The 19423-nt window shown below is 67.8% G+C and carries 14 protein-coding genes and 1 pseudogene; 10 read left to right on the top strand and 5 right to left on the bottom strand.

All coding sequences use genetic code 11. The features are described 5' to 3' along the window. A pseudogene (locus SAZ01S_RS17415) lies at positions 1–1220 on the bottom strand (hypothetical protein); the annotation flags it as partial. Between the two features lie 139 nt (positions 1221–1359). Here SAZ01S_RS17415 and SAZ01S_RS24605 point away from each other — a divergent pair. Together SAZ01S_RS24605 and SAZ01S_RS17425 are read left to right on the top strand one after the other, a co-directional pair. Beyond that, positions 1360–3969, top strand: coding sequence for a transferrin-binding protein-like solute binding protein (locus SAZ01S_RS24605; protein ID WP_139810125.1), 2610 nt, complete (start codon positions 1360–1362; stop codon positions 3967–3969). Then, a complete protein-coding gene (locus tag SAZ01S_RS17425; protein ID WP_084583554.1) occupies positions 3966–5279 on the top strand; it encodes a surface lipoprotein assembly modifier in 1314 nt (437 codons plus the stop codon). The genes SAZ01S_RS24605 and SAZ01S_RS17425 overlap by 4 nt, the downstream gene beginning before the upstream one ends. Positions 5280–5299: 20 nt before the next feature. On the opposite strand, the gene SAZ01S_RS17430 is transcribed toward SAZ01S_RS17425, so the two are convergent. Then, the gene (locus SAZ01S_RS17430; RefSeq protein ID WP_084583555.1) at positions 5300–5752 is read right to left on the bottom strand and encodes an acetyltransferase; all 453 of its coding nucleotides are present in this window, start codon (positions 5750–5752) and stop codon (positions 5300–5302) included. A 110-nt stretch (positions 5753–5862) separates the two neighbouring features. After that, positions 5863–6342 carry a hypothetical protein gene (locus tag SAZ01S_RS23785; RefSeq protein ID WP_139810126.1) on the bottom strand — a complete coding sequence of 160 codons (480 nt, stop codon included), beginning with the start codon at positions 6340–6342 and terminating at the stop codon, positions 5863–5865. 734 nt (positions 6343–7076) lie between these two features. On the opposite strand from SAZ01S_RS23785, the gene SAZ01S_RS17435 reads away from it, so the two are divergent. The 6 genes from SAZ01S_RS17435 to SAZ01S_RS17455 all read left to right on the top strand — a co-directional run bounded on the left by SAZ01S_RS17435 (position 7077) and on the right by SAZ01S_RS17455 (position 15712). After that, the gene (locus tag SAZ01S_RS17435) at positions 7077–7802 is read left to right on the top strand and encodes a hypothetical protein (RefSeq protein WP_084583556.1); all 726 of its coding nucleotides are present in this window, start codon (positions 7077–7079) and stop codon (positions 7800–7802) included. Further along, positions 7793–10051, top strand: coding sequence for a hypothetical protein (locus SAZ01S_RS17440; protein WP_084583557.1), 2259 nt, complete (start codon positions 7793–7795; stop codon positions 10049–10051). The genes SAZ01S_RS17435 and SAZ01S_RS17440 overlap by 10 nt, the downstream gene beginning before the upstream one ends. A gap of 471 nt (positions 10052–10522) precedes the next feature. Next, positions 10523–13543, top strand: coding sequence for an excinuclease ABC subunit UvrA (gene uvrA / locus SAZ01S_RS17445; protein ID WP_084583558.1), 3021 nt, complete (start codon positions 10523–10525; stop codon positions 13541–13543). Between the two features lie 118 nt (positions 13544–13661). Continuing rightward, positions 13662–14828 (top strand): DUF262 domain-containing protein, encoded by a 1167-nt coding sequence (locus tag SAZ01S_RS17450; protein WP_139810131.1) that lies wholly within the window; start codon positions 13662–13664, stop codon positions 14826–14828. Positions 14829–14840: 12 nt separating this feature from the next. Continuing rightward, positions 14841–15383: a HEPN domain-containing protein gene (locus tag SAZ01S_RS23790; protein WP_139810127.1), complete on the top strand. Its 543-nt coding sequence runs from the start codon at positions 14841–14843 to the stop codon at positions 15381–15383. 5 nt (positions 15384–15388) lie between these two features. After that, entirely contained in the window at positions 15389–15712 is a 324-nt protein-coding gene (locus SAZ01S_RS17455; protein ID WP_369688888.1) for a cupin, read from the top strand. A gap of 365 nt (positions 15713–16077) precedes the next feature. Here SAZ01S_RS17455 and SAZ01S_RS17460 read toward each other — a convergent pair whose 3' ends face one another. Next, positions 16078–16479, bottom strand: coding sequence for a diacylglycerol kinase family protein (locus SAZ01S_RS17460; RefSeq protein ID WP_084583559.1), 402 nt, complete (start codon positions 16477–16479; stop codon positions 16078–16080). Positions 16480–17080: 601 nt separating this feature from the next. Here SAZ01S_RS17460 and SAZ01S_RS23795 point away from each other — a divergent pair. Together SAZ01S_RS23795 and SAZ01S_RS17470 are read left to right on the top strand one after the other, a co-directional pair. After that, positions 17081–18682, top strand: coding sequence for a hypothetical protein (locus SAZ01S_RS23795; protein ID WP_139810128.1), 1602 nt, complete (start codon positions 17081–17083; stop codon positions 18680–18682). A gap of 58 nt (positions 18683–18740) precedes the next feature. Continuing rightward, positions 18741–19190, top strand: coding sequence for a DUF1003 domain-containing protein (locus SAZ01S_RS17470; protein ID WP_084583561.1), 450 nt, complete (start codon positions 18741–18743; stop codon positions 19188–19190). Here SAZ01S_RS17470 and SAZ01S_RS17475 read toward each other — a convergent pair whose 3' ends face one another. Next, a complete protein-coding gene (locus SAZ01S_RS17475; protein WP_084583562.1) occupies positions 19191–19388 on the bottom strand; it encodes a hypothetical protein in 198 nt (65 codons plus the stop codon). Positions 19389–19423 lie beyond the last annotated feature (35 nt).

The following is a 19423-nucleotide window of genomic DNA, read 5'->3' on the forward strand; positions in this document are numbered from 1 at the left end:
GCCGCTGGCGGTGGCGCGCCGGGTGCAGAGGGCGCGGCAGCTGCGGGCGGCGGGCTCGGCGGCCGGCCACCCTGCCAGCCGGGACGCCCGGGTCCGTTGCTGTCGGGGCGCGGCGGACGGCCGGCGCCGCCATCCGGCCGGGGACCGCCCGGCCCGCCCGGACGCCAGCCATGCCATCCCGGCGTTCCGCCTACGGGCGGCTGGCCGGGTCCGCCCGCGCCGGGCTGGGGCGGCGGCACGGGTACGGAGCCCGGTGGTGGGGCCGGCGGCGTCGGGCGCGGGCCACCCTGCGGGCGGTCGGGGCGATCGCCGCCCCCGCCGGGCAGGCCGCCCCACATCCAGGGCCGGCCGGGCGGACGGCCGCCGGGGGGCGGGGGCGGCGGCACCGGCTGGCCGGCACCCGGGGGCTGCGGCGGACGGCCACCATGGGGCGGCTGGCCCGGGCGCGGCGGGCGATGTTCCCAGTGATGCCCGAGCCCGGGCGGCGGTGGTCCCTGGAAATTGCCGTTGCGCCAGCGCGCGAACGCCGCTGCCATCGCCGCGCGGCGCGCACGCTCCTCGGCCCAGCGGCGCTGGTCGGCAAAGGCGAAGCTGTCGCCGCGGTAGCGCCAGCCCGAATCCCAGCCCGGATCGATGCCGATGAAGAACAGGTTCAGCTCGGTCCAGCGCGTCGTGTCGACCGGCGCCCATTGGCGATCGAGCAGCGCATCGCGCAGGCGGCGGCCGCGCTGATACAGATCCTCGCCCTGCCCCAGCCAGCGCGCGCCCTCATAGCGCGGCAGCAGCCCGCCGCCGGCATCGTACACCGCGGCGACATGGCCGTCCTGATAGCCGAAGCTGCGATCGACCTCGCGCACCAGGAATGGCCCGCGCTCGCCCGGCGCGAAGAAATAGGTGCGGGTGCCTTCGGCCCGGTCCTCCACCACCACCCAATAGCCGTCGCGCGTTTCCCAGGCCATCGGCTGACCGCCGGCGAAGCTGAAGCTGTAGTCGGGCGGGGCATCCCCCACCGTGTCCCACAGCGCACGGGCGCGATCGATCCATCGATAGTCGTCGCGCGCCGCGACGTCGTCGGTCAGCGTGCCCGCGGTCACCACATGGGCGTTCTGGGCAATACCGGTGCCAGTGCAGCCGCACAGCAGGCCGGTGCCCGCCGCCGCCATCAACGTTCGCTTCCACCGCGCCATCGGTTCACCCCAGTCCATTGTTTGCGTCACCATCCGCCTATCCTTGTGAACAAAGCATGACGGACTTCGGCTCGTCGCAAGTCGCGAAAAACAAATACGGTTTTAACCAAACCTTATCGGCTCGGGCCGCATAGCCGCGGCGATGGTTAACGCGTATTTCCGAGGATCTGGCATGAAGCGCGCACTCGTGCTCCCGACGATGGTTTCTGCCCTTGCACTGCTGGGCGCCTGCAGCGGCGGCGGCGGCGGCGGCGGCGTCTCCGGCACCCCGGCCGCGCCGAACCCGGTCCCCGACGCGACCCCGGCCCCCAGCCCCACCCCGAGCCCGACTCCGGCACCGACCCCGGCTCCCACGCCGACGCCGTCGCCGACGCCTACACCCACTCCGACACCGACACCGACACCGACACCGACGCCCACTCCAACCCCGACCCCGACCCCTACTCCGACTCCGACGCCCACACCCACACCGACCCCAACCCCCACGCCGACTCCGTCCCCGCAGACCAACGCGTCGCTGCTGTCGCTCACCCAGAGCGAGAGCTTCAGCAATGACGCCACCGGCTTCGCCGGCACCTTCTATCCGGACGCGCGGTCGTGCGGCTGCCTCGCGGCGACGCGCGGCCTGACGATCCGCTTCGACGCGGCGACCAGCGGCTACACGGTCAGCGACGGCGTCAATACCGAGACGTTCCTGCCCGGCGATGTCGACTCCGCCCAGTCGAATTCGGTGCTGCGCGTCTATCGCCACAGCACCGCGAACAGCGCCTACACGCTGTCGCTCACCCTGCCCGGTACCAGCGGGGCGCTCACCTATCGCTATGTCGGGGCGGGCTTCTGGCAGCGCGCCGATTTCGACAGCAGCGGCAACGGCGCGTTCCGCTTCAACAGCTTCAGCTACGGCGTGGAAACGCCGGACGCCGCGGTGCCGCGCAGCGGCAGCGGTGCCTACGCGGTCGATCTGGTCGGCTCGCTCGGCTATGGCGTGCTGGAGAGCCTGGTCGGCAGCGGCGCGCTGCAGGTCGATTTCGCGACGGGCACCGTGCTCACCAGCGGCGTCGTCCGCGAAGTGTCGACCAGCACCGGCGACACCATCACCAGCTCGGTGTTCACCGGGCTCGCCCAGCTCGGCGCGAGCAACGCCTTTGCAGGGCTCTTCGCCTTTTCGGGCGGTGCGCTCAGCGGCACCCTGCAAGGTCGCTTCTACGGCCCCGCTGCCGAGGAAGTCGGCGCGTCCTGGGCGGCGTCCAACGCCGATGGCCGTGCCGCCGCCGGCGTCTTGATCGGCCGCCAGTCGGGTGCGCAGACCGGGAATGCCAGCCTCGCCAACCTCACCGCCGGGCAGATCTTCAGCGGCGAAGGCACCACGCTGCGCGCCCGCTATGACGAGAGCAACAGCACGCTTGCCGGCGCCACGATCGATGCCCAGCCGGTGGTCGTCAGCTACGACGCCGCGTCCGGCAACTATATCGTGATCGCGGGTGCGCGCAGCGGAATGTTCCCGCCGACGCCCGCCGCGGGCGCAGCCGACACGCTGACGCTCGATGCGCTGAACGGCATGCGCTATGTCCGCGCCGCCCGCTGGGCGACCACCACCAGCACCAACGGCATCACCACCAGCCTCGTCGACGCCTTCACCTTCGGCATGCCCACCACCGCCAGCGCGCTGCCGCGCACCGGATCGGCGAGCTTCGACGTCCGTCTCGCCGGCGCGCTGGCCGACGGCAGCAAGCCCGATCTGTTCGCGCTCACCGGCACCGGCACGCTGACCGCCAATTTCGCCAGCGGCGCGATCGCCGCCAACGGCACCGCAGCCGCCAGCTACACCGACGCCGCCAACGCCACGACCACCACCAATGGCAGCTTCACCGGATCGGCGACGCTGTCCAGCACCGCCAATGCCTTTACCGGCAACCTCAACCTCGCGTTGTTCGCGGGCTATAACGGCGCGATGACCGGCCATTTCTACGGCCCCGCCGCCGACGAGGTCGGTGCCAGCGCGGCGCTGACCGATGCCAATGGCAACGCCGCCGCGATCAGCCTCGTCGGCGCCCGCTCGGCCAGCGCCAGCGCCGCCGGCCGCACGCCGGCCACGCCGGATTTCGCGGGCGACGCCGCCAGCGGCTATGCCGTCGCGGGGCTACCGGGACTGTCCGAGACGATCACCCTGCTCACCGCCGCCGATCGCGAGGCGATCACCAGCGAGGTCGGCTTCGACGTCTATCGCAAGACGCTCGCCGCCGGCACCGTCCAGGCGCGGATCTACGATGCCGGCAAGGGGCCGCTCGCGCTCAGCTATGCGAGCTTCGCCGAGCTCGCCTATCTCGCGAACGACGCGGCCGCGGGCAGCGATCCGCAGCGCTGGTACCTGCCCTTCGGCCAGCGCACCACCGCGGACCAGCTGCCGCGCACCGGCACCGCCAGCTATGCCGGGCTGGTGTTCGGCAGCGGCACCGCCGGCGGCGCGACCTACGCGCTGGGCGGCACCAGCAGCTTCGCGGTCGATTTCGCCCGGGCGAGCGCGACCGGCAGCCTCGCCGTCACCGGCAGCGGCACTGCGGGCAGCCGCGACTTCGGCAGCTTCGGCTTCCAGGCGGCGAGCCTCTCGGCGAACGGCTTCACCGGCACCCTCTCCGCTCCCGGCGGCTCGGGCAGCCTCACCGGCTGGTTCTTCGGGCCGCAGGCGCAGGAGATCGGCGCCCGGTTCGATGCCGTGCGCACGCTGGCGAACGGCGACAAGGCGGTGCTCACCGGCGCGACGCTCGCCAAGAAGGGCCAGTGACCCAGACGATGCTGCTTGCCCTGGCGCTGGCCCTGCCGGCGCCCACCCCCGCGCCCGCCCAGGCAACCGAGCAGCGCCAGGTCTCGGCGGTCGAGCTGTTCGCGCTCGCCGCCAAGGCCGAGGCGGGCGGCCGCCCGGGCGATGCCGAGACGATGTATCGCGCGCTCGCCCGGGATCCCGATGCCGAGGTCCGCGCCGAATCGCGCTTCCGCCTCGGCCAGCTGCTCGAACGGCTCGGCCGCCGGCGCGAGGCGGCGACCACCTATCGCGCGCTGCTCGACGAGAAGCCCGATGCCGCCCGCGTCCGCCTCGAGCTCGCCCGGCTGCTCACCCAGCTCGGCGACGAGGGCGCTGCGCGGCGCGAGCTGCGCCAGGCCCAGGCCGGCGGGCTGCCGCCGCGGGTCGCCCAGATCGTCGACCAGTTCGCCGCCGCGCTGCGCTCGCGCAAGCCCTGGGGCGCCAGCCTCGAAGTCGCGCTGGTGCCGGACAGCAACGTCAACCGCGCCACCGATGCCGCGACGCTCGATACCGTGCTCGCCCCGCTCCAGCTTTCGCGCGACGCGCGCGCCCGCGCCGGGCTCGGCGCGCATGCCGGTGGCCAGCTCTACGCCCGCGTGCCGGTGGCGCCCGATCTCGCGCTGGTCCCCCGCATCTCCGGCCAGGGCGATTTCTACCGCGAGGGCCGCTTCGACGACGTCTCCGCCTCGGCGCTGGTCGGGCTCGAATGGAGCCTCGGCCGCGATCGCCTGCGCCCCTCGATCGGCGGCACCCAGCGCTGGTATGGCGGCAGCCCCTATGCCCGCACCGCCACCGCCGCGATCGACTGGCAGCACCCGCTCGGTACCCGCGCCCAGCTCACCACCAGCGCGACGATCGCCGGCACGCGCTATCGCGGCAACGCGCTGCAGAACGGCGCGCTGCTCAACGGCGCGGTCGCCTATGAGCGCGCCTTCTCCCCCCGCGCCGGCGGCAGCCTCACCCTGTCCGCCACCCGCCAGACCGCGCGCGACCCCGGCTATGCCACCGCCTCGGGCGGGGCGAGCCTGCTCGGCTGGCACGAGTTCGGCCGCACCACCGTCTATGCGACGGCGGGGCTGCGCCGGCTGGAGGGCGACGCCCGGCTGTTCCTGTTTCCCGAGCGCCGCAAGGACTGGAATGTCAGCCTCGGCGCCGGCGCCACCTTCCGCCGCCTCCAGCTCCACGGCTTCGCGCCGGTGCTCCGGCTCGACTGGGAGCGCAACCACTCCACCGTCGGCATCTACACCTACACCCGCAAGGCGGCGACGATCGGGCTGACCCGGGCGTTCTGAGGGCGTCTGCCGCCCGGCGGCTAGCCCGCGTTCGCCGCGCCTGCATGGACGAGATGGATCAGCGGATAGGGCCTGCCTTGCCCGTCGCGCGGCGAGCGCCCGGTCCGGCGAAAGCCCATGCGTTCATAAAAGCCGATCGCCGCACCATTCTGCTCGTTCACATCGGTCGTCATCGCCGGATGCATGCCGAGCGCATGGCGGACGAGCGCGGCACCGACTCCTTGCCCGTGAAACGCCGGATCGACGAACAAGGCCTCCATGTGCCCGTCCGCGATCAGCAGGAAGGCGATCGCACGGTCCGCCTCGTCGACCGCGACCCACAAGGGAACCGCGGGAAGAAAGCCACGCACCTCCTGTTCGATCGCCGCGCGATCTTCCGCCGAAAGGAAATGGTGCGTGGCATCGACGGCCTCGCACCAGATGTCGATGACGCGTTGCCCCTCGTCGGGCCGCGATCCCCTGATCCTGAACATGCCCCGCCTTTGGCGGCGAACCGCGCGGTTCGCAATGGAACGCCAAGCGCCCAAGCGCTTTCCGCATGTCGCTTGGCGCCGAGGGGCTGGGAAGGGTGGTTAGCTGTCAATCAGCGGTGTCGAGAAAGCGTAGCAAGCTCTGCAGCTTCACGGGCTGTAACCTCGTTCCAGACCTTCGATTGGCCGCAGTTGTAATTGACCCACAACGCACCCTTAGCGGATGCTGGCAGTCCTCTTTCAAAAGCTTGCGGCGTCAGGAACAGTAGATAATCTCTGTCTAGGTCCGGCCCACCACCGGTGCCATCCATGTAAAAACCACCACTGTTACGCTCAGTGAAGAACTTGAAACGCGTCGTCAGATTGCCCTTATAGGATTTTACAACCTTAAGCCGGTAGAGTGTCCAAGATTCATCTTCGTCCGACCAATGATAGTCAACTGACACGACATGAGCACGAACAACCCATCGGGAGTCTCTAAACTCCTGAGCAATAGTAGTTTTTGCGTTATCCACGCCGCGATAGATACAGAGCGCAGAAGCTGGGAAGCTCCACGTTATCACCAAAATCGCTGTAACGAGCTTTTTAAGCATGCCTCACGATAAACCAAAGGCATTGCGTCCGCTATTGGGCGGGAGCCGCCCTGGCGGAAAATGGTGGGAAGCGGACGTTTGCGGGTAGCTTCCGCTTATGTCTTCGTGCCCCGCGCTCAGTAGCCCTAAACGGTTCAGCATCCCCTCAGCGAAATCCTGACAATCGATCAATCAAATAAAGGTAACCGCATACTTCAGCCAGCGCGAAGGGCAACAGCACTATGGGTTTGAAGCCGTCGTAAGGGAAAAAGTAGATACCGGCAACTATGTGCAAAGTCGTAAGCGCAAAGATTATTATCCAAACCGCTCTTGAGGTGAGATAATTCCAGCCAACTACCACGAGTATGAGGGTGGCTGATAATACCATGCCAGCCACGATTGCGATTCTCTCGTATCCGAAGCTGTCTAAAACTATGCTGAAAACTATACCAACCATAGCGCAGCCGAGGGATTGAACCCCGTAATATCTCGTGTTTCCAAGCCCCAACATGCCGCACCCCCATGTTCCGCTGCTCAAGCAGCGACTGCCGCCGCTGGCGTGTCATCGCACAGCGATGTCCGCAAGTGGGCGGGAGCCGCCCTGGCCGAAGATGGAGCGCTTTCGGACTCATCATCGGACCACGCCTTGCAGCCACCCCGCTACGGATCGGAACGGATTCTGAAGCACCGGTTCCGCCCCGCGCAAGGCACGCGCCCGCCTTGAACCCCGTCGCGCCGTCCTTCTATGCTGGGCCGTGCGCCGCGCCTTCCTGCTCCCCCTTCTCGCCCTTGCCGCCTGCAAGCCCGCCGCGCCTGCCCCGCAGCTGGTCGTCTGGGCCTGGGAGCGCCCCGAGGACCTCCGCTTCCTCCCCCCGGACGCGGAAATCGCCGTGCAGACCGGCTTTGTCGAGCTCGCCGGGGACAATTTCCGCGCACGCGGTCGCCGCTATCCGCTGCGCAGCGACCGGCCGCCGAGCACCGCGCTGGTCCATGTCCAGATCGACGACACCGTCCCGCTGCGCTGGACGCCGGAACTGCGCGCCCGCGTCGCCGCCGCGGTGCTGCACTTCGCCCGGGTCGTCCCCGCCCCCCGCGTCCAGATCGATTTCGAGGTCCGGCAGTCGCAGCGCCAGGTGCTGATCGACCTGCTCCACGACGTCCGCGCGCGTCTGCCGCGCGGCACGGCGCTGTCGATGACCGCGATCGCCAGCTGGTGCCAGGAGGACTGGCTCGGCGCGCTGCCGGTCGACGAGATCGTGCCGATGCTGTTCCGCATGGGCCGCGGCGGACCGGCGATCCGCGCCCGGCTCGACAGCGGGGCCGACTGGGCCGCGCCGGCCTGCCGCAAGGCCTTCGCACTTTCCGCCGACACCCCCATTGCCCGCGCGCCGCAAGCGCGTAGGATCTATCTGTTCGCCCCGCAAAGCTGGACGCCCTCCACCTTCGACGCGGTGCGGAAACGGGTGGAGCAATGGCGATGAAGCGCGGGTGGTGGTTCGCGGCGACGGCATGCGTCGCGGTGCTGGCGGGGACGCAGGCGTTCGGCTCGGGCGATCCCGGGCCGATCATCGAATATGTCACCAGCCATGCGCTGCAGCCGGTCGATCGCGCCGCGCTCGCCGCTGGCCGCGTCGGCATCGTCAAGACCACCGCCCCGGCGGCCGTGCGCTATCTCGACTGGCGCCTGCTCACCGGGCTCGACAGCGGCGCGGCGGCGACCGAGGCGCTCGCCACGCCGTGCTGCGGCGGCTGGCAGGATCTTTCCGGCGGCTGGGTCCAGGCGCGCCGCGAGGTGCCCGGGGTGTCGCCCGACGTCTACTGGATCTCGACCGAGCGCCAGGGCCCCAATTATACCGCGATCCCGACCTGCTTCGGCGACGCCTTCACCACCGCGACGGCGACGCTGAAGGCGCGGATCGCCGCCCATGGCGCCGCGTCGCCCTGGGTGCGCGCCTGGGTGGCCGCGCAGGACGCGGTGTTCGAGGCGTGCAGCAAGCCCGGCATCCGCCTGCCCCCGCTCGATCCCGCCGCCCCCGCCTGGCTGCGTGCCGATCGGCTCTACCAGCAGGCGGCGCTGGCGCTCTACGACGGCCGCTTCGCCGATGCCGAGGCGAGTTTCGCCGCGATCGGCCGCGATCCGGCGTCGCCGTGGCAGAAGCTGGCGCTGTACCTCCAGGCCCGCGCCGTGCAGCGCGCCGCGCTCACCACCCGCGATCCCGCCGCCTTCGCCCGCGCCCATGCCGCGATCGCCACCCTCGCCGCCGCGCCGGACGGCACCTATGGCAAGGGCGAGATCGGGCGGATGCAGCAGGTGCTCGAGTATCACGAGCATCCGGCGGCGCTGCGCGACCGGCTCGACCAGGCGCTGAACCAGAAGGTCCCCGGCCCGGACATCGCGGTGCAGTTCACCGACTATTGGAGCCTTTCGGCCGACAAGCCCGACAAGCCCGAAGCCGCCGACTGGATCGCGACGCTCGGCACGCGCAACGCGGCCGAAGGGCTCGCGCACGCCACCCGGCGCTGGCAGGAGACGCGCCGCACCCCCTGGCTGGTCGCGGCGCTCGCGCTGGTCGGGCGCGGCGATCCGGCGGCGGTGCCGCTCGCCACCGCCGCCGAGCAGCTGCCGGCCGGCGATCCCGCCTGGCTCACCGCGCGCTACCATCTGCTCCGCCTGCGCATCGGCACCCTGCCCGATGCGGCGCTGCGCGCGCAGGTCGATGCGATCCTCGCCCGCAGCGATCTCACCCCGGCGGATCGCAACATCTTCCTGGCGCTGCGCGCCCAGCTGGCGACCGGGCTCGGCGACTTTGCCACCCAGGCGCTGCGCACGCCCTATTGCCGCCTGAGCCTCGACAGCTGCTTCGACTATCCCGGCGCGGCGGCGGACTCGATGCTCGCCCGACAAGGCGGCGGCTGGGTCGGCTTCGGCCCGGACGCGCTGCTGGTGATCGATCGCCTGCCGCTGGCCGAACGGCTGGCGCTCGGGCGCACCGCCACGCTGCCGGCCGAGCTGCGGCTCGATCTCGCGCTCACCAACTATGTCCGCGCCGTGCTGCTCGGCAACAACGCGGCGGTAAACGAGACCGCGCGCGCACTGATCGCGCTGCTGCCGCAGGTGCGGGGCGACTGGCAGCGGATCCTGCGCACCGCACCGGGCCCCGACAAGCGCTTCGCCGAGACCTTCGTGCTTGCCAAGATCCCGAGCCTGCGCCCCGACCTTGCCGACTATGGCCGACCGTTCGGCACCGCCGCGTCGTTCGGCGGCTATTGGACGGCATGGCTGGTCCGGCCGCCGCGCGGTGCCAAGCCCGCCACCTTCCCGCCTGCCCGTGCCTATGTGCCGGGCGGCTGGTGGAATCGCGGCGCGCCCGAAGAGGCCGGCGACGCCGATCTGGTCTGCAACGAGAAATGCGGGGTTGGCGCGCCGTTGCACCTGCCCGCCTTCGCCCAGCCGCTCCAGGCAGCCGCCTTGCGCGAGCGCAGCGCCTTCCGCTCCGATGCCGATCTGGGCGAGGGCGTCACCGGCGGCACGAGCTTGTGGGAAGAGGCGCTGGCCTATGTCGCCGCGCATCCGCGCGATCCGCGCGCGGCCGAGGCGCTCTACCGGCTCAACCGCGTCGGCCGCTGGGGCGGCAACCACAACCAGCTGAGCAAGCGCGCCTTCCGGCTGCTCCACGCCCGCTATCCGGGCACGGTGTGGGCGAAGCGCTCGCCCTATTACTACAACTGAGCGGCGCCGGTTGAATTCGGCGGGGGCCCGCAGGGCCGCGAGCGGGCATGTCCAGCCCCCCGGCCTGAACATGCCCGCTCGCCGGGCGCCGCGCTTCCCCCGAAATGCGGCACCCTGGGGAGCTTCCTGGGAGCGCCGCGAGCCAATGGGAGCAAGCTCCGGCACTGGGTGCCTGTTCGCATGCAGCAAGCGCCGCTGCGCGTGACCAACATCACGCCCGTGCAACATATCGCGCTGCCGTAGCGTCTCCGCGGACCGAATCGATGCACGGCGGCGGCGTCCGCGGTGCTTTCGTGCGCGCGTCGGGGCGTGACGGGGGTGCGCGGCGGCACGCCCGGTTGTCGGGTGGCCGAAGCGGCAGGTGGCGGATCGGTGTGGGGCTTCCTATCTCCCCTCTGGAAAATCCTTCAGAACAAAGATAGAACCCTCCCCTATGGCACTCACCACGATCCCGCAGCAAAGGTGTTCCGCATGCTGACTCACATAAGCGTCCGCGGCGCGCGCGAGCACAACCTCAAGGGCGTCGACATCGACATTCCCCGCGACACGCTGACGGTGATCACCGGGCTGTCGGGCTCGGGCAAGTCGAGCCTCGCCTTCGACACCATCTATGCCGAGGGGCAGCGCCGCTATGTCGAGTCGCTCTCGGCCTATGCGCGCCAGTTCCTCGAGCTGATGCAGAAGCCCAATGTCGAGCATATCGAGGGCCTCAGCCCCGCCATCTCGATCGAGCAGAAGACCACCAGCCGCAACCCGCGCTCGACGGTGGCGACGGTCACCGAGATCTATGATTACATGCGCCTGCTCTGGGCGCGGGTGGGCGTGCCCTATTCGCCCGCCACCGGGCTGCCGATCAGCGCGCAGACGGTGAGCCAGATGGTCGACCGCGTGCTGGCGCTGCCCGAGGGCACAAGGCTGCTGCTGCTCGCCCCCGTGGTGCGCGGGCGCAAGGGCGAGTATCGCAAGGAGCTCGCCGAGTGGCAGAAGGCCGGCTTCAGTCGCGTCCGCATCGACGGCGAGATGTACCTGATCGAGGACGCGCCGGCGCTCGACAAGAAGTTCAAGCACGACATCGAAGTGGTGGTCGATCGCCTGGTGGTGCGCGACGATATCGGCACGCGGCTGGCCGAAAGCTTCGAGACCGCGCTCAAGCTGGCCGAGGGGCTGGCGTATGTGGACCTGGTGGATACGACGGTAGCCGAGCTCAGCGCTCCCCTCCCGCTTGCGGGAGGGGTCGGGGGAGGGGCTGTCCGGGAGGCACCCCAGACGTTCGCCGTTGAGGCCCCGGACAGCCCCTCCCCTAGCCCCTCCCGCAAGCGGGAGGGGAACCTCAAGGGCGTCGGCATCCCCGACAACCGGATCGTCTTCTCCGAGAAGTTCGCCTGCCCGGTCTCCGGCTTCACCATCCCCGAGATCGAACCCCGGCTGTTCAGCTTCAACGCCCCCCAGGGCGCCTGCCCGGCGTGCGACGGCCTCGGCGAGAAGCTCGAGTTCGACGAGGATCTCGTCGTCCCCAACCATGATCTCAGCATCAAGAAGGGCGCGGTGGTGCCCTGGGCCAAGTCCAACCCGCCCTCGCCCTATTACATGCAGGTGCTGGGCAGCCTCGCCCGCGAGTTCGGCTTCAGCCTCGACACGCCGTGGAAGGACCTGCCCGGCGAGGTGCAGCTGATCATCCTCCACGGCACCGGCGGCAAGCCGGTCACCCTCACCTTCATCGACGGCCGCAAGAGCTACGACGTCAAGAAGCCGTTCGAGGGCGTGATCGGCAACCTCAACCGCCGCATGCTGCAGACCGAAAGCGCGTGGATGCGCGAGGAGCTGGGCAAGTACCAGGCCAGCCACCCCTGCGAGGTGTGCGGCGGCGCCCGCCTCAAGCCCGAGGCGCTGGCGGTGAAGGTCGCCGGGCAGGACATCGCCCATGCCACCCGCCTCTCGGTGGTCGACGCGCTCGGCTTCTTCCAGACCCTGCCCGAGACCTTCACGCCGCAGCAGCGCGAGATCGCCCGCGCGATCCTCAAGGAAATCGACGAGCGGCTCGGCTTCCTCAACAATGTCGGGCTCGACTATCTCAACCTCGATCGCACCTCGGGCACGCTGTCGGGCGGCGAGAGCCAGCGCATCCGCCTCGCCAGCCAGATCGGCAGCGGCCTGTCGGGCGTGCTCTACGTGCTCGACGAGCCCTCGATCGGCCTGCACCAGCGCGACAACGACATGCTGCTCGCCACCCTCAAGCGCCTGCGCGACCTCGGCAACACCGTGCTCGTCGTCGAGCATGACGAGGATGCGATCCGCACCGCCGATTATGTGATCGACATGGGGCCGGGCGCCGGCGTCCATGGCGGCGAGATCGTCGCCAAGGGCACGCTCGCGGAGGTGCTGGCCACTGAAGGCAGCGTCACCGCCGATTACCTCAACGGCACCCGCGAGGTCGCCGTGCCCCCTAAGCGCCGCAAGGGCAACGGCAAGAAGATCACGGTGCACAACGCCGTCGCCAACAACCTCAAGGGCGTGACGGCGAGCTTGCCCCTCGGCACCTTCACCTGCATCACCGGCGTCTCGGGCTCGGGCAAGTCGAGCTTCACGCTCGACACGCTCTACGCCTCGGCCGCGCGCCAGCTCAACGGCGCGCGCGTGCTCGCCGGCAAGCACGACAAGATCACCGGGCTCGAACACTGCGACAAGGTGATCGACATCGACCAGTCGCCGATCGGCCGCACCCCGCGCTCGAACCCGGCGACCTATACCGGCGCCTTCACCAACATCCGCGACTGGTTCGCCGGCCTCCCCGAGGCGCAGGCGCGCGGCTACAAGCCCGGCCGGTTCAGCTTCAACGTCAAGGGTGGCCGGTGCGAGGCGTGCCAGGGCGACGGCGTGCTCAAGATCGAGATGCACTTCCTCCCCGACGTCTATGTCACCTGCGACGTGTGCCACGGCGCGCGCTACAATCGCGAGACGCTGGAGGTGAAGTTCAAGGGCAAGTCGATCGCCGACGTGCTCGACATGACGGTGGAAGACGCGGTCGAGTTCTTCAAGGCCGTGCCGCCGATCCGCGACCGCATGGCGATGCTCGCCGAAGTGGGCCTCGGCTATGTCAAGGTCGGCCAGCAGGCGACGACGCTGTCGGGCGGCGAGGCGCAGCGGGTGAAGCTCGCCAAGGAACTGGCGCGCCGCGCCACCGGGCAGACGCTGTACATCCTCGACGAACCCACCACGGGCCTGCACTTCGAGGATGTGCGCAAGCTCCTGGAAGTGCTCCACGCGCTGGTGGAACAGGGCAACACGGTGGTGGTGATCGAGCACAATCTCGACGTCATCAAGACCGCCGACTGGATCCTCGACCTGGGCCCCGAAGGCGGCGTGAAGGGCGGCGAGATCGTCGCCGAAGGCACGCCGGAGCAGGTGGCGAAGGTGGCGGGCAGCTATACCGGGCGGTATCTGGCGCCGTTGCTCAAGCCGCGGGGGAAGGCGGCGAAGGTGGCGGCGGAGTAAATGAGCATCCAAGCAATATAGCTTGAAACCGAGATTTTGCTCACCGGCTAGAATTTCAGCGCTGTTGCAATTTTCGAACATCGCGGCAATACGGCAGGGTAACAGCGGAGGAAATGCGGTGGAAGACTCAGTAGATTGGTTTGAGGATTATGCGGAGGAAGCCGATGATAATCAAATCGACGAGTATGACGTCACCGCAACTCCCAACGATTTTAATGTCCTCACATTATTTAGCTTTATAGAATCTGGTGCTGTCAAAATTCCTGGTTTTCAGAGGAATTTCGTTTGGGACAAGCAGCGGTCTTCGAAATTGATTGAATCGCTGATACTTGGCATCCCTGTACCCCAGTTGTTTCTTTATGAGCAGGCAAGAAATAAATTTCTTGTCATTGATGGTCAGCAACGACTGATGTCCATCTATTACTTTGTGAAGCGTCGCTTTCCAAAAAAAGAGAAGCGAGGAGAACTTCGCGCAATTTTTGACGAGCACGGCGGAATTCCCGACAATGTGCTGTATAGCGACGACTATTTCGAAGACTTCAACCTCCGCCTTTCTGGATCTCTACCAAACCAGAGAAACAAATTTGACGGCACGAATTACGCCACCATGGGTGAATACAAGACTCAGCTAGACCTAAGGCCGATTCGAAATATTGTGGTTAAGCAAAACGGACCTGGTGACGACGACTCGGCGATATATGAGGTTTTCAATAGATTGAATACTGGGGGCGTTAATCTTCGCCCTCAGGAAATACGTACAAGCATGTACCACTCTTCATTTTATGACATGCTTTACAAGGTCAATCGTGAACCGAGGTGGAGAGAGCTACTTCAATCACCTCAGCCGGATCTTCATATGAAGGATATTGAAATCCTTCTGAGAGCATTTGCAATGCTCATTCAAAGCGCTGAATACGCACCATCGATGGTTCGTTTTCTAAATAGATTTTCCAAGATGTGTGAAAATCAAAGCGCCGAACAGAACCATTATCTGGAGCGCCTGTTTCAATCCTTCCTGCGGTCAACTCATGAACTTCCAGACGATGTTTTTGTTAATGTAGGTAACGGCAGGTTCAATATAGCTTTGTTCGAGGCCACCTTTACAGCCACCTTGGAGGGAGCCTTCCAGGCCCGTCGCGTTGCAGAAGGCAACATAGACGGAGATGAAATATCAAATCTGTCCAAAGATAAGAAGTTCCTAATGGCGGCCATCGAGGGCACAACAAGGACTGCAAATGTTTTGTTGCGCCTTGACCGAGCGCGACACCATTTAACCTCGTTGTGACGGAGCCAGAATATGGCAGAGGATGCTATCGAGGTTCTATACAACGAACTTACTGAGGCGTCAAAACACCTACTGACAGCAGAACAACCCTCTCTAAGCATTACTCTTGAAGACATTCACAGAAAATGCCTGCTCCTTGCAGTGGCAAGTTACTTTGAATATAAACTCAGCGAGACCGTAGTCACATTTTGCAGCGCCGTAGTCGGCAATGACAGCCCTATTCTTGAACTTGTAAAATCTAAAGCAATTGCTCGACAGTATCACACGTGGTTTGATTGGAACACGAGCAGCGCCGCAAAATTTTTTGCTCTTTTCGGGCAGGGTTTCAAGAAGTTTGCGGAACAAAGGATCAAAGCTGATGAAAATTTAAGTCAGGGCGTCAAAGACTTCATGTCGCTTGGCTCTGACAGAAACAGATTGGTCCACCAAAACTTTGGCAGTTTCGCGCTTGAAAGCACGCCAATGGAAATAATGGAAAGGTACAGAAGTGCTACACGCTTCGTAGAAACGGTTCCAACACTGCTCCGAGAGCATCTAGCTGCATTAGGCGCATAGGTTAGATGCCTCACCTCCCCACCAACCCCGCCCATCTCGGCCGCGCCGCCAGCGCCAGCGTCGAGCCCGACTTCACCGGCCCCGACTGGTTCGAGGCCTATGCCGCCCGCCATCAAGCGGACGGGCTGGAGGGCCGGCTGGTCTCGCAGTTCGCCTTTTCGGAAAGCTGGGACTCGTGGGAGATGCACCCGCACGGCGCGGAACGCGTGATCTGCACCCAGGGTGCCTGCACGCTCCACCAGGAACATGCCGACGGCAGCACCGAGCGCGTGACGCTCGCCGCGAACGATTACGCCATCAACGCGTCTTCCGGGGTCCCCGCAAAGTAGCACTTTGCGGGGTGGGGGCACCTGGCACACCGCCGATGTCGCGCCGGGCGCAACCTGCACCGCGATCTTCATCACCCCCGGCATCGGCACCACCCACCGCCCGCGCTGAACGCGGTGGGCGAGGGGGCGGGTCCCCGCTCCTTTCCACTGTCATCCCGGCGAAAGCCGGGATCCAGACGCCACTCCGTCACGGCTCGAGCCGTGACGTAGACCCCAATGGATCCCGGCTTTCGCCGGGATGACGGCTGCAGGACGACGGCTGCAGGATGACGGCTGCAGGATGACGGCTGGAGGCGGCAGGATACAGGCCGCACGCGCGGCTTGGCAGCGATCTTTGGGCAGCAGCGTCGCGCCCGCCCGCGCCGCTAGGCCACCAGCGCGTCGGCCAGCCCGCGTTCCACTGCCGCGGCGGTATCGTTGGGGGTGGTGTTGAACCCCAGCCGCACGCCGGCCGAGGCCGCGGCGTTGACCAGCGCCTCCAGCATCGGCGTCGCCGTCGGATCGAGCCGGACGCCGCCGCCGACCACCACCAGATCGGCCGGTCGCGCCGCCAACAGATCGCGCAGCCGCGCCGCCTCGGCCGCCGGATCGCCGCCATAGCGGGCATAGAGCCAGGTCACGTCGTACCCCGCCGCCAGCAGCCGCGCGTGATCGGCGTCGAGCCCGGCCTGTATCGAGGCCGCGGTCAGCGGCTTGCCCCGGAAAAAGTCGCTGTCGAAATCGATGCTGGTCGGCTCCCAGCCGACCACGAGCACATGCTTGCCCATGCGTGCCACCCCTTGCCGCTGCCCGCCCCCGCGAGCCGGCGCAATATCGCACGGGTGCGGCCGCATGCCAATCATGCACTGCAACCGAAACGATTGCTGCGGTGAGTGCGGGCGGGCAGGACCATCGCGTGTGCGCTCCCCTCCCCCCCTGCGGTGGATGGGAGGGAGAGGGGGCGATTTGCGGCGCAAATCGCGCGGCGGCTGTGCCGCCGCTCACCCTCTCCAAGCTTCGCTAGGCAGCAGGCTGCCAAGCTACGCTATCCTCCCCCGTCAAGGGGCAGGGCTATCGCATTTGGCAAATTTGCTCCGTCATCCCGGCGAAAGCCGGGATCCATTGCCCTCGACGCGGGGGGAAAGAACCGCCATTTCAGCGCGAATGGATCCCGGCTTCCGCCGGGATGACGATTGTTTTGGACGTGCCGTCGTCGCGAGGTTCCAAATGCGATTGCCCTGCGTCAAGGGGGAGGATGGGCGCCCGCCTGGCGGAGGGCTGCGGAGGCACAGACGCAACCTAAAAGAACAAACCGGCAACAAATCGCTTTCCTACAGCCACCGTTCCGGCATATCTGGCGAGTCGCCTTGGCCTTCCAGGAGATGCGACATGCCCGACCTTGCCGAAATCCTCCCGCCCCACCCCGATGGCGACGACCTGTTCTGCCTCGATGCGCTGATCGATCGCGGCCCGCTCCCCGCCCCCACCCCTGCCTGCACTCCCACCCGTGCGACGCGCGCCGATGGCTGGACGGCGGAGCGGCAGCGCAAGTTCCTCGAAATGCTGGCGGAGGGGCACACCATCACCAATGCCTGCCTCGCGCTCGGCATGTCGGTCACCTCGGCCTATGCGCTGCGCCGCTCGGCGCGCGGGGCGGCGTTCGCGCTCGGCTGGCAGGCGGCGCTGCTGCTGGCGCGCGAGCGTCTGGCCGACACGCTGCTCGAACGCGCGGTGCATGGCAGCGTCGAGACGATCACCCATGCCGACGGCTCCACCGTAACCCGCCAGCGCCACGACAACCGGCTGGCGATGCACATGCTCAACCGGCTCGACCGGCTGGCGGACGATGCGCAGGGGCCCGCCGACCATGCCGCCGCGCGGCTCGCCGCCGCCGAGTTCGAGCAATATCTCGAACTGGTCGAGCGCGACGGCGGTGCGGCGCGCGCCGGGCTGTTCCTCGCGCGGCGGCTGGCGGGAGATGCGGGCGACGGGGCGCCGGACGATCTCGCGCCGGTCCGCACGCTCGCCCGCGCCGATGCCTGGCTGCGCGGGCGCAGCGACGCGGCCGAGGCGGTGGCAATCGCCGATCTCGATCCGGCGCAGCGCGCGGGGTGGAGCGCCGAGCAATGGGCGCGGGCCGAGGCGGCGGGGCTGCTGGTGCTCGCCCCGCCGGCGCCGGCGGCCGAGGACGCAAGCGCGCACGGGCCTGAACTTCCGCAACTTCGCGAGGACGCGCCCGCAAACGACGATCCGGTCTGGTGGGACGGCGACCTCGGCGAATGGCGCACGCGCTTCCCGCCGCCCGAGGGTTTCACCGGCGAGGAATGGGGCGACTATGGCGAGCCGGACTATGCGCGCGAGCTGTCGCCCGAGGAGCTGGAGGTGCTGGAAGGGCCGCTGCGTGCGGCGCGCGAGGCCCGTCGGGCGGCGGCGGCGCAGGAACGCGATGCGTTCTTCGCGGACGGAGTCGATGTGATCGAGGTCGACGCCAACGGCGTGCCGCTCTGGGGGGAAGTGGAAAGCGAAGGCGAAGCCGAGGCTATGTCCCCCTTCCGCTTGCGGGAGGGGTTAGGGGAGGGGCTGGCAGCGCCACAGGCGGCCGGTCACGATGGCGCGAGGTCGTTGGCGCACCTGGTAGCCGATGGTTCTGGCGGAGCGGCCACCCCCTCCCCCGCCCCCTCCCGCAAGCGGGAGGGGAGCACAGATGGCGACGGCACCGCCTGCCACCCTCACACACCCTCCCCCGGCCCCTCCCGCAAGCGGAAGGGGAGCGCAGCGCGAAAGGCGCCGGACTCCCCGCCCCCACCCGCTTCGTCGCATCCCGGGACGCCCGCGGCTGGCCCCGGCTTGACACCTCCAGCCGACGCGCCCATCTCCCGCTCCGGTCGCGCCAAGGGTGCGTCCAAACGCCAACGGATCCGAGAAGGAACCATGCCGAGTAACGATCAAAGTAGACCGACCGCGCCTGTCCGGGCCGCCGCGCTGATCTGATCGACCTCGGTCACCTCACGCGCCGGCCCGGGCGGGCCGGTCGGCAGTGAGGTGTACCATGAATGCAGCCATTCGTTTCCTGTATGACCTGCGCCGGATCGGCAGCGGGGCGTCTCGGGACCTCAACGCGGTGTTCGACGAACGCCTGACCTTCGGCGAGCGCCTCGCCGATCGGGTCGCGGCGGTCGGCGGCTCCTGGGGGTTCATCATCGGCTTCGGCCTGTTCCTCGCCGCCTGGGCGGTGCTGAACACGGTCGTGCTGGCCGCGCACGCCTTCGACCCGTTTCCGTTTATCTTTTTGAACTTGATGCTGTCGATGCTCGCCGCGCTCCAGGCCCCGATCATCATGATGAGCCAGAACCGCCAGGCGGCGAAGGACCGGCTCGAGGCGCGGCTCGACTATGAGACCAACCTGCGCGCCGAGGCGCAGATCGAGGAGCTGCACGCGAAGATCGATTCGCTGCACGCAGACATTGCCCGGCTGGTCGAGGTCCGGGCGCCGCGCTGATCAGAAGGAAACCGCGCGGGCTTCCTTCTCGGCCTCGTTGAGCGCGCGCTGGGTGGCGACCCGCTCGGCGCGGACGGCCATCGCTTCCCAGGCCGCCTGGGAGCGGAGGTGCCGCTCGCGGACATTGTCGAGATCGCAGCCGGCGGCGGCGGCACCGGCTTCGTCGGCACGGGCGCGGAACAGTTCGATTTCGGTCATCGGCGGGAAGTCCTCGCTGGGGAAAGAGGGAGGGA

Source organism: Sphingomonas azotifigens NBRC 15497 (assembly GCF_002091475.1).
Classification (GTDB): domain Bacteria; phylum Pseudomonadota; class Alphaproteobacteria; order Sphingomonadales; family Sphingomonadaceae; genus Sphingomonas; species Sphingomonas azotifigens.